Raw genomic sequence first — 10,880 nt, forward strand, 5'->3', positions numbered from 1 at the left:
TCGGCCTTCACCAAGCATGGCGGGGCCTTGGGCGAGACCAACAGCGTCGGCTTCCTCTTCGACCGCCTGGGATCGGTCCGCTATCCCGCCGAGGCGGGCGATGCCGACACGCTCTTCGAGATGGCGGTCGAGGCGGGCGCCGACGACGTGCAGTCGGACGACGGGGGCCACGAGATCCTGTGTGCGCCCGAAAGCCTGAACCAGGTCCGCGAGACGCTGGAGGCGAAGCTGGGCGCCCCGCAGGGCGCCGGCTTCGTGTGGCGGCCGCGCACCGTGACGCCGGTCGACGACGACACGGCCGAGACGCTCTTCAAGCTGCTCGACACGCTGGAAGACAACGACGACGTGCAGAACGTCCATGCGAACTTCGAGGCGAGCGAGGCGGCGATGGGCCGCGCGGGCGCCTGAGTTGGTGGCCCGGGCCGCGGTCGGTGGGGCGCCGGCACCGGACCGGGTGCGGCTGCTCGGGCTCGACCCCGGGCTGCGGCACACCGGCTGGGGCGTCGTCGACGTTTCGGGCAGCCGGCTGAGCCACGTCGCCGACGGCACCGTCTCGTCCGACGAACGCCGGCCGCTCGCCGAGCGCCTGGTCGAGCTCTACCGCGGCCTCGTCGCCGTCATCGAGGAGTTCGCGCCGGGCGAGGCGGCGGTCGAGGAGACCTTCGTCAACAAGAACCCGGCCTCGACCCTGAAGCTCGGGGTCGCCCGCGGCATCGCGCTGCTGGCGCCGGCCGAACGCGGCATGGCGGTCCACGAATATTCCGCCAACCTGATCAAGAAGTCCGTGGTCGGCGCCGGCCATGCCGACAAGGCGCAGGTCGAGATGATGGTGCGCCGGCTGCTGCCGGGCTCGCTGCCGGCGCGCTCGGACGCCGCCGACGCGCTGGCCGTCGCCATCTGCCACGCCCATCACCGCGCGACGCAGCGCGCCTGGATGCAGCCGGCGGCGGCGATCGGGCGGCGCGCTCCGGCCGGGACACGCCCGTGATCGCCAAGCTCTCGGGCGTGCTCGACTCGGTCGAGGCGGACGCCTGCGTCGTCGATGTCGGCGGCGTCGGCTACCTCGCCTACTGTTCGGGACGCACGCTCGGCCGGCTGCCGGCGCCGGGCCAGGCGGTCAGCCTCGCGGTCATCACCCATGTCCGCGAGGACCATATCCATCTCTACGGCTTCCTCGACGCCGCCGATCGCGACTGGTTCCGGCTGCTGACGACGGTCCAGGGCGTCGGCAGCCGGGTCGCGCTCGCGGTCCAGTCGGCTCTGACCGCGCAGGAACTGGCGGCGGCGATCGCGCTCCAGGACAAGGCCGCCCTGGCCAGGGCCGACGGGGTCGGCCCGAAGCTCGCCGCCCGCATCGTCAACGAACTCAAGGACAAGGTCGGCGGCATCGCGACCGTGGCGCCGCTCGACGGCGGCCGTGGCACGGCCCCGGCCGCGCTCGGCGGGGCGGCGGAGGATGCGGTCTCGGCGCTGGTCAATCTCGGCTACCGCCGCATCGACGCCTTCGGCGCGGTGACCGGGGCGCAGCGGCGACTCGGCGCCGACGCCCCGATCGAGGCGCTCATCCGCGCCGGCCTCGCGGAGCTGGCGTCGTGAGCGCGCGGACGGGCGGTCCGACGCGCCCGGTGGCGCCGGAGCGGCAGGCCGACGATGTCGGCGAGGCCTCGTTCCGGCCCCTCAGCCTGGAGGAGTTCGTCGGCCAGCGCGGCGTGCGCGACAACCTGCGCGTCTTCATCGACGCCGCGCGCGGCCGCGGCGAGGCGCTCGACCACGTGCTCTTCTTCGGCCCCCCCGGCCTCGGCAAGACGACCCTGGCCCAGATCGTCGCCCGCGAACTCGGCGTCGGCTTCCGCGCCACCTCGGGGCCGGTGATCCTGCGTGCGGGCGACCTCGCGGCGCTGCTCACCAACCTGCAGCCGCGCGACGTCCTCTTCATCGACGAGATCCACCGCCTCTCGCCCGCGGTCGAGGAGGTGCTCTATCCGGCGATGGAGGATTTCCAGCTCGACCTCATCATCGGCGAGGGGCCGGCGGCGCGCTCGGTCAAGATCGACCTGCCGCCCTTCACGCTGGTCGGCGCGACGACGCGCTCCGGCCTCATCACGACGCCGCTCCGCGACCGCTTCGGCATTCCGCTGCGCCTCGAGTTCTACGAGCCGGACGAACTTCGCGGCATCGTCGCCCGCGGCGCCCGCGTCCTCGGCTTCGACCTCGCGCCGGACGGCGCCGACGAGATCGCGCGCCGCTCGCGCGGCACGCCGCGCATCGCCGGGCGGCTGCTCCGGCGGGTGCGCGATTTTGCCGAGATCGCCGGCGCGCAGCGGGTCGGCGCGGCCGAGGCCGACGCCGCCCTGCGCCGGCTCGACGTCGACCCGCGCGGGCTCGACGCCATGGACCGCCGCTACCTGCGCTGCATCGCCGACAACTATGCCGGCGGGCCGGTCGGCGTCGAGACGCTGGCGGCGGCGCTCTCCGAGCAGCGCGACGTCATCGAGGAGGTGATCGAGCCCTACCTGATCCAGCAGGGGTTCCTGCAGCGGACCTCGCGCGGGCGGCTCGTGACCAGCCAGACCTACGACTATCTCGGCCTGCCGCCGCGCAGCGTGGCGCCGGCGCAGTTCGACCTCCTGGCGAGCGACGAGGCCGGCGGTGGCTGACGACACCCTCGCCGGCCCGCCCGAGGGCCGGCTCGCCGCCGGCGTCCATGTGCTGCCGCTCCGCGTCTACTACGAGGACACGGACGCGGCCGGCATCGTCTACTACGCCAACTACCTCAAGTTCGCCGAGCGCGCCCGGACCGAGATGATGCGCGCCGCCGGCACCGACCACCGCCGGCTGATGGACGCGGCGGGCGTGCTGTGGGCGGTCCGCCGCTGCGCCGCCGACTACCTTTCGCCCGCCCGGCTCGACGACGCGATCTCGGTGCATTCGCGCATCGTCGATGTCGGCGCCGCCCGCCTCGACCTCGAGCAGCGGGTCGCGCGCGACGGCACCGACCTCGCGCGGCTCTCGGTGCGGCTCGCCTGCATCGACCGCAGGCACGGCCGCGCGGTGCGGCTGCCGGCCGCGCTGCGGGCGACGCTCGAAGCCTTGGTGACGCCACAATCAACCCTGTAAATGCGAGCCGAAATCCGATGGAGAATCGCGCCGTCGATGCCATGAACCTGGGCGGATCGGCCCACGACCTGTCGATCTGGGGACTCTTCCTCCAGGCCGACGCCGTCGTGAAGGTCGTGATGCTGGTCCTGCTGGTGCTGTCGCTCTGGTGCTGGGCCGTGATCTTCGACAAGTGGACGCGGCTGCGCCGGTTGAACAAGCGGGCCCGCGAGTTCGAGGAGAGCTTCTGGTCGGGCGGGTCGCTCGACGACCTCTACGACCGCGTCGGTGCCCGTCCCGCCGATCCGATGGCGATGGTCTTCGCGGCGGCGATGCGGGAATGGCGGCGCTCGGCGGCGCGCGGGCTGATCGCGACGGAATCGCTGCGCGGCAACCTGCAGGAGCGGATCGAGCGCGTGATGGGCGTCGCGGCGGGCCGCGAGATGGAGCGGCTGGAGCGCTACATGTCGTTCCTCGCTTCGGTGGGCTCGACGGCGCCCTTCATCGGCCTGCTCGGCACGGTCTGGGGCATCATGAACAGTTTCCAGTCGATCGCGGCCTCCAAGAACACCTCCCTCGCCGTCGTCGCGCCCGGCATCGCCGAGGCCCTGTTCGCGACGGCGCTGGGCCTGGTCGCGGCGATTCCGGCGGTCATCGCCTACAACAAGCTGTCGACGGAGATCGGGCGCTACGGCGGCCGCCTCGACGCCTTCACGTCGGAGTTCGCGGCGATCCTGTCGCGGCAGATGGACGAGAAGGGCTGAGCCGATGGCCGGAGCCGTCCTCAAGCGCGCGAGCGGCCGCGGCGGCCGGCGCTACGTCCCCATGTCGGAGATCAACGTGACGCCGTTCGTCGACGTCATGCTGGTGCTGCTCATCGTCTTCATGGTCACCGCGCCGCTGCTCACCGTCGGCGTCCCGGTCGACCTGCCGAAGGCGTCGGCGCCGACGATCAGCGAACAGAAGGAGCCGGTGACCGTATCCGTCAACGCGCAGGGCAAGATCTTCCTGCAGGAGGCGGAAACCACGCTCGACAACCTCGTCGCCCGGCTGGTCGCGGTGACCGAGAACGACCGCGAGGCGCGCGTCTTCGTCCGCGGCGACCGCAACATCGTCTACGGCCGGGTGATGGAGGTCATGGGCGCGCTCAACGCGGCCGGCTTCGCGCGCGTCGCGCTGATCGCCGAACTGCCGGCGGCGGCGCCCGAGGAAGCGCCCCGGCGCGGCCGCCAGCGCTAGCCCGGCAGAGCCGCGGAGAACATCTGGTCGTGCGCGAAGCCAACGAAACCGGATCCGGCATGAAGCGCGCCCTCGTCGGCTCGGCGGCGCTGCATGCCGGAGTGATCGCGCTGGTGCTCGTCGGCCTGCCGGAGCTGTTCAAGCCCGAGCCGCGCGAGGATGTCCCGGTCGTGTTCGAGATGGTGACGGTGGCGGAGAAGGCGGCGGCGCCGACGCAGTCGTTGCGCCCGCCGCCGCGCCCGCTCCCCAAGCCCGAGCCGCTGCGCGCCGAGGCGCCGGCCCCCGAGCCGCCGAAGCCGGAACCCCCGAAACCCGAACCGCCGAAGCCCGAGCCGCCGAAACCGGAGCCGCCGAAGCCGCCCCCGCCGCCGCCCCCACCTCCGCCGCCTCCGCCCCCGCCGCCGGCCCCCAAGCCGGCGCCGAAGCCGGAGCCTGCCAAGCCGGAACCGCCGAAGCCGGCCAAGCCGGAGCCGCCCAAGCCCGAGCCCCCCAAGTCGGCCAAGGTCGAGCCGCCGAAGCCCGAGCCTCCCAAGCCGGAGCCGCCGAAGCCGCAGGTCGCGGCCGTCGAGCCGGCGCCGCGCCCGCAGCCCAAGCCGAAGCCCGAGCCCGTCAAGCCCGAACCCGCCAAGGCCGAGCCCCCGAAGCCGGAACCGCCGAAGCCCGAGCCGCCGAAGCCGGCCAAGGTCGAGCCTCCGAAGCCCGAGCCGCCGAAGGCGCAGGCCGCGGCCAAGCCCGAGCCGAAGAAGCCGGAGCCGAAGAAGGAGGCCCACGCCGATCCGAAGGCGACGGCCAAGGCCGAGCCCAAGAAGGACGCGAAGCCGACGCCCGATTTCGACGTCAACGCGATCCTCAACAACCTGCGGCCGAGCCCCAGCCGGCCCGAGCCGCGTCCGGTCAGTCCGCAGCGGGCGGCACCCGCGCCGGCGCCGCCGGCGCGCACCCAGGTCGCCGCGGCGGCGCCGACGATCGCCCACACCCTGACCTCGAGCGAGATGGACGCGGTGCGGCAGCAGGTCTCGCGGTGCTGGAACATCCCGGCGGCCGCCAAGGACATCCAGCACATCGTCGTCGAAATCCGGGTCCAGATCGATGTCCAGGGCAATGTCCGCGAAGCCCGCATCCTCGATTCCAGCGGCGGCCAGAACGATCCCCGCTTCCGCGCCGTGGCCGAGAGCGCGCGCCGTGCCGTCCTGAACCCGGACTGCCACCCGCTGCCGCTGCCGCGCGGCAAGTACGAAGAGTGGAAATCGACCGTATTTGCGTTCAATCCAAAGGATTTCGGGACATGACGCACGCCGCAACCGCCGTCCGCCTGCCGTCCGCGCTGCTGCGCCTCGCCTGCCTCGCGATCCTGGGGCTGGCGGCGCTGGCCGGGACGGCCCGCGAGACCATGGCCGAGCTGCGGATCGACATCACGCGCGGCCGCGTGCAGCCGATGCCGATCGCCATTCCCCGCTTCTCGGGCGCCGGCCCCGACGCCGCGACCGGCGGCGAGATCGCCCAGGTGGTGACGGCCGACCTCGAGCGCTCCGGCTTCTTCCGGCCGCTCGACCAGCGCTCCTTCCTCCAGGACCCGCAGGCGCTGCGCGGCACGCCGCGCTTCCAGGACTGGCGCGTCATCAGCGCCCAGGCGCTGGTCACCGGCTCCGTCGAGCGGATGGGCGACGGCCGCCTCAAGGTCGAGTTCCGGCTGTGGGACGTCTTCGCCGAACAGCAGATGACCGGGCTCGCCTACTTCACGCAGCCCAACAACTGGCGCCGGATCGCCCACATCATCGCCGACGCGATCTACAAGCGGATCACCGGCGAGGAGGGCTATTTCGACACCCGCATCGTCTATGTCGCCGAATCCGGGCCGGCCAACCAGCGCACCAAGCGCCTCGCCATCATGGACCAGGACGGCTTCAACCACCGCTTCCTGACCGACGGCAGCAGCCTCGTCATGACGCCCCGCTTCTCGCCGACGGCGCAGGAGATCGCCTACATGACCTTCGGCGAGCGCCAGCCCAAGGTCTATGTGCTCAACATCGACACCGGCCGCCGCGAGGCGATCGGCGACTTCCCCGGCATGACCTTCGCCCCGCGCTTCTCGCCCGACGGCAACAAGGTCATCATGAGCATGTCGTCGGACGGCAACACCGAGATCTACACCATGGACCTGCGCAGCCGCGCCATGCAGCGGCTGACCAACCATCCGGCGATCGACACCTCGCCCAGCTATTCGCCGACCGGGCGCGAGATCGTCTTCAACTCCGACCGCGGCGGCGCCCAGCAGCTCTACGTCATGGGGGCCGACGGTTCGGGGGTCCGCCGCATCAGCTTCGGCTCCGGCCGCTACGCCACCCCGGCCTGGTCGCCGCGCGGCGACCTCATCGCCTTCACCAAGATGGAGGGCGGGAAGTTCTCGATCGGCGTCATGCGCCCCGACGGCTCGGGCGAGCGCATCATCACCGACGGGTTCCTGGTTGAGAGCCCGACCTGGGCGCCGAACGGCCGCGTGCTCATGTTCTTCCGCCAGCAGTCGACCGACCGCGGCGGGCGCGGCGGCGCGTCGCGCCTCTTCACGATCGACATCTCGGGCTTCAACGAGCGCGAAGTGCTGACGCCCCAGGACGCCTCGGACCCGGCCTGGTCGCCCTTGATTCCTTGACTTGGCCTAGATATCGTGCCCGGCAGCAGGAAGACCGCGATTTCTTGTGAAGCCGGGCTGGAAATCCGCCCGGGATTCACCTGGACGGGCGCTGCGGACCACCACCGATCATGACCAACCCAAGCACATGCCGAAGGAGAAACAGCGCATGCGCACGAAGATTCTGAGCCTGGTTGCCGCCGTCCTGCTGGTGGCAGCCTGCGAGAGCACGCCCGAGACGGCGGCGACCGACGGCACCGCCGGGTCCACGACCTCCGGCGTCGACTCCGCCGGGCTCGGCAGCCGGTCCGGCGTGTCTTCCCAGGGGCTCGGCGCCGGCGATGCCGTCCCGGGCTCGCAGCGCGACCTTGAGGTCAATGTCGGCGACCGCGTGTTCTTCGACACCGACCGCTCCGACCTCAATGGTGAGGCCCGCGAGACGGTCGCCCGTCAGGCCGAGTGGCTGCGCCGCTATCCCAACACCCGCATCGTGATCGAAGGCCACGCCGACGAGCGCGGCACCCGGGAATACAACCTCGCGCTCGGCGAGCGCCGCGCGGTCGCGGTGCGCAACTACATGGTGGCGCTCGGCATTCCCGCCGCCCGCGTCTCGACCAGCAGCTACGGCAAGGAGCGCCCGGCGGTGGTGGGGTCGAACGAGGCCGCCTACGCCCAGAACCGGCGCGCCGTCACCGTCGTCAACTGACGGCGGTCCGCTGCTTCGGCACGGGACCCGGAAGCGCCGGCTGCGCGTTCGATCGCGAGCCGCCGGCGCTTCCGCCGGTCCCGGCCCCTGGTGAGACGAGGAGGAGGGCGACGATGTCGCGTCCCTGGATTGCCACCCTGCTGGCTTCGACGCTGATGGCCGGGACCGCCGCGGCCCAGCCGTACGGCGCCCCCCAGTACGGCCAGCCTTCCCCCTATGGCCAAAACCAGTACGGCCAAAACCAGTACGGCCAAAACCAGTACGGGCAAGGTCAGTACGGGCAGCCGGCGCTGGCCGAGCAGGAGACCCGGATCGGCCAGCTCGAGGAGCAGATCCGCATCCTCACCGGCCGGATCGAGGAACTGACGCACCAGATCCAGCAGAGCCGCCAGCAGCAGGAGCGGGCGCAGCGCGATTTCGACTTCCGCCTGGGCGAACTCGAGCGCGGCGGCCGCCAGACGGCGGCGGCCGAGCCCGCCCGTCCGGATGCGCCCCGTCCGGATGCGCCCCGGGCCGAGCCGCCCCGGCCCGCGCCGGAACCGCCGCGCGCCGCCCCGACGCCATTGCCGGCTTCGGGCGAGCTGCCGCCGCCTGGCCAAGCGCGGGTGATCGCTCCTCCCGGACCGGGAACCACGACCCAGCGGCCGGCGGCCGGTGCGCCGCCCGCATCGTCCCCGCCGCCGGCGGCGCCGCGCGCCCCCGAGCAGACCGCCGCAGTGCCGCGCCCGGAGGGGACGCTGCCGGCCGGTGCGCCCCAGCAGCAATATGACCAGGCGTTCGCGCTGCTCGCCAAGGCCGACTATGCCGGCGCCGAGCGGGCGTTGAAGGCGTTCCTGCGGCAGCATCCGAACGACGGGCTTGCCGGCAACGCGCAATACTGGCTGGGCGAGACCTACTATGTCCGCCAGGACTACCAGAACGCGGCGATCGCCTTCGGCGAGGGCTTCCAGCGCTATCCCAAGAATGCCAAGGCGCCGGACAACCTGCTGAAGCTCGGCATGTCGCTGGCCCAGATCAACAAGAAGCCGGAAGCCTGCGCGGCACTCGGGCGCCTCGACCAGTCGCCGGACGCCCCGGCCAACATCAAGGATCGGGCCAAGCGCGAGCGCCAGCGCCTCGGCTGCTGACGGCTGCCCAGGCAGTGGACGCGCCCATCGCCGCCGCCGAGTTCGCGGCGGCGATGGCCGGCTTCGCGCCGTTCGAGCCCGGGCCCGAACTCGCGGTGGCGGTCTCGGGCGGGCGCGACAGCATGGCGCTCACCCTGCTGGCCGCCGAATGGGCCGCCGCCCGTGGCGGCGCGGTGCTCGGCCTCACCGTCGACCACGGCCTGCGGCCGGAGGCCGCGGCCGAGGCGGCCCGGGTCGGGCGCTGGCTCGCCGGCCGGGGCATCCGGCATCGCGTCCTCAGCCACGACGGCCCTCGCCCGGCGGTGGGGATCCAGGCGGCGGCCCGCGAGTTCCGCTACCGTCTCCTCGCCGCCGCCTGCCGGGAGGCGGGCATCCTGCACCTGCTGGTCGGGCACCATCGCGGCGACCAGGCGGAGACCGTGGCGATCCGCGCCGGCCGGGCGAGCGGCCAGGATGGCCTCGCCGGCATGGCGCCCTGCCGGGAGACGGACGGACCGCGGCTGCTCCGGCCGCTACTCGCCATGCCCCGCGGCCGCCTGACGGCGACGCTCGACGCGCGCGGCCAGGACTGGATCGAGGACCCGAGCAACGACGACGTCCGCTTCCGGCGCGTGCGCCTGCGCCGCGAGGGGATCGATGCGGACACCCTGCTGGCCGCCGCCGCGGGCGCGGGCCTCCGGCGGGCCGGCCTCGAGCGGCAGGTCGCCCGCGCCGCCGCCGACCACGTCCGCGTCGCGCCCGAGGGCCATCTTCTCCTCGCCGCGGGCGGGCTGGCCGCCCTTCCGGCCGACGTCGTGCGCCGGCTGCTGCAGGGTGTCGTCGCCACGGTCGGCGATCCCGGCGTCCATGGCGCCCGCGGCGCCGCGATCGAACGGCTGCGGATGGCGCTCGGCGCGCCCTTCGCCCCGCGGACCCTGGGCGGCTGCCGCTTCCTGCCCTGGCGCGGCCAGGTGCTCGCCTGCCGCGAGCCGGCCGCGACGGGGCCGGACGTGCCGCTGGCCGCGTCGTCCGTCGTGCGATGGGACGATCGCTTCGCCCTGGCGGTTCCGCCGGGAATGCCGCCCTCCTGTCGCGTCGGCGCGCTCGGCGACCGGCGCCCGGCGCCGCGCGACTGCCTCGCCGGCGTGCCCGGGCCGGTGCGGCCGACCCTGCCCGCCATCTGGTGCGGCGACGCGCTGCTCGCGATTCCGACCGCCGGCTGGCGGGCCCGCGAGGATGTGCCGCGGGTCGAGGCGTGGTTCCAGCCCGTGCGTGCGCTTGCAGGTGGGCCGTTCGCGGTTGTTTAATGCGAGGGTCGCATTATTTGTGGAAAGGGCCGGCGGGACGATCGCCGGTCCGAACATCGATCGGGGTCTACGGCGGCATGGCCGCGGTCGCTCCGGATGCGGAGGGGAAGGGCCCCGAACGTGAACAATTTCGGCAAGAATCTCGCTCTCTGGGTCATCATCGGGCTGTTGCTCGTGGCGCTGTTCAACCTCTTCCAGGGGTCGACGACGCGTGGCCCGCAGTCGAGCCTCGCCTATTCCGACTTCCTCAACGAGGTGACGAACGGGCGGGTGTCCGACGTCACCATCCAGACCGCCGGCGGCGGCGGCAGCACGCTGTCGGGGCATTTCAGCGACGGCCGGGCGTTCACGACCTACGCCCCGCGCGATGCCAACCTCGTCGGCAAGCTGACGCAGCACAATGTCCGGATCGCCGCCTCGCCGGAGGATTCGGGCTCGCCGTCGCTGCTCTACGTGCTGATCCAGTGGTTCCCGATGCTGCTGCTGATCGGCGTCTGGATCTTCTTCATGCGCCAGATGCAGTCGGGCGGCGGCCGGGCCATGGGGTTCGGCAAGTCGCGGGCGCGGCTGCTGACCGAGAAGGTCGGCCGCGTCACCTTCGACGACGTCGCCGGCATCGACGAGGCCAAGCAGGAGCTGGAGGAGATCGTCGAGTACCTGCGCGACCCGCAGAAGTTCCAGCGCCTGGGCGGCCGCATCCCCAAGGGCGTCCTGCTGGTCGGCCCGCCCGGCACCGGCAAGACCCTGCTCGCCCGCGCCATCGCCGGCGAGGCGAACGTGCCCTTCTTCACCATCTC

The 10,880-nt window shown here is 72.8% G+C and carries 13 protein-coding genes; all 13 read left to right on the forward strand.

Features of this window, described 5'->3' with window-relative positions; translation table 11 throughout:
- Window positions 1–408: YebC/PmpR family DNA-binding transcriptional regulator (locus ACE3Q3_RS20435; RefSeq protein WP_374449089.1), on the forward strand; the 408-nt coding region annotated here is incomplete at its 5' end.
- Window positions 409–412: 4 nt separating this feature from the next.
- Window positions 413–988, forward strand: a complete 576-nt coding sequence (gene ruvC / locus ACE3Q3_RS20440; protein ID WP_374449090.1) for a crossover junction endodeoxyribonuclease RuvC — start codon at window positions 413–415, stop codon at window positions 986–988.
- Complete coding sequence (gene ruvA / locus ACE3Q3_RS20445; protein WP_374449091.1) at window positions 985–1,596, forward strand: Holliday junction branch migration protein RuvA; 612 nt, start codon at window positions 985–987, stop codon at window positions 1,594–1,596. Before ruvC ends, ruvA begins: the two co-directional genes overlap by 4 nt.
- Window positions 1,593–2,657 carry a Holliday junction branch migration DNA helicase RuvB gene (gene ruvB, locus ACE3Q3_RS20450; RefSeq protein ID WP_374449092.1) on the forward strand — a complete coding sequence of 355 codons (1,065 nt, stop codon included), beginning with the start codon at window positions 1,593–1,595 and terminating at the stop codon, window positions 2,655–2,657. Before ruvA ends, ruvB begins: the two co-directional genes overlap by 4 nt.
- Window positions 2,650–3,117: a tol-pal system-associated acyl-CoA thioesterase gene (gene ybgC / locus ACE3Q3_RS20455; RefSeq protein ID WP_374449093.1), complete on the forward strand. Its 468-nt coding sequence runs from the start codon at window positions 2,650–2,652 to the stop codon at window positions 3,115–3,117. Before ruvB ends, ybgC begins: the two co-directional genes overlap by 8 nt.
- Before the next feature lie 17 nt (window positions 3,118–3,134).
- The gene (gene tolQ, locus ACE3Q3_RS20460) at window positions 3,135–3,860 is read left to right on the forward strand and encodes a protein TolQ (protein ID WP_374449094.1); all 726 of its coding nucleotides are present in this window, start codon (window positions 3,135–3,137) and stop codon (window positions 3,858–3,860) included.
- 4 nt (window positions 3,861–3,864) lie between these two features.
- Window positions 3,865–4,335, forward strand: coding sequence for a protein TolR (gene tolR, locus ACE3Q3_RS20465; protein ID WP_374449095.1), 471 nt, complete (start codon window positions 3,865–3,867; stop codon window positions 4,333–4,335).
- A 29-nt stretch (window positions 4,336–4,364) separates the two neighbouring features.
- Window positions 4,365–5,624 (forward strand): hypothetical protein, encoded by a 1,260-nt coding sequence (locus tag ACE3Q3_RS20470; RefSeq protein ID WP_374449096.1) that lies wholly within the window; start codon window positions 4,365–4,367, stop codon window positions 5,622–5,624.
- Entirely contained in the window at window positions 5,621–6,985 is a 1,365-nt protein-coding gene (gene tolB, locus ACE3Q3_RS20475; RefSeq protein ID WP_374449097.1) for a Tol-Pal system beta propeller repeat protein TolB, read from the forward strand. Before ACE3Q3_RS20470 ends, tolB begins: the two co-directional genes overlap by 4 nt.
- Window positions 6,986–7,133: 148 nt before the next feature.
- Complete coding sequence (gene pal, locus ACE3Q3_RS20480) at window positions 7,134–7,670, forward strand: peptidoglycan-associated lipoprotein Pal (protein WP_374449098.1); 537 nt, start codon at window positions 7,134–7,136, stop codon at window positions 7,668–7,670.
- A 113-nt stretch (window positions 7,671–7,783) separates the two neighbouring features.
- A complete protein-coding gene (gene ybgF, locus ACE3Q3_RS20485; RefSeq protein WP_374449099.1) occupies window positions 7,784–8,797 on the forward strand; it encodes a tol-pal system protein YbgF in 1,014 nt (337 codons plus the stop codon).
- 14 nt (window positions 8,798–8,811) lie between these two features.
- Window positions 8,812–10,083, forward strand: a complete 1,272-nt coding sequence (tilS, locus tag ACE3Q3_RS20490) for a tRNA lysidine(34) synthetase TilS (protein ID WP_374449100.1) — start codon at window positions 8,812–8,814, stop codon at window positions 10,081–10,083.
- A 120-nt stretch (window positions 10,084–10,203) separates the two neighbouring features.
- On the forward strand, window positions 10,204–10,880 hold a 677-nt coding region (locus ACE3Q3_RS20495; protein WP_374449101.1), incomplete at its 3' end, for an ATP-dependent metallopeptidase FtsH/Yme1/Tma family protein.

Source organism: Allostella sp., from assembly GCF_041913585.1.
GTDB lineage: Bacteria > Pseudomonadota > Alphaproteobacteria > ATCC43930 > Allostellaceae > Allostella.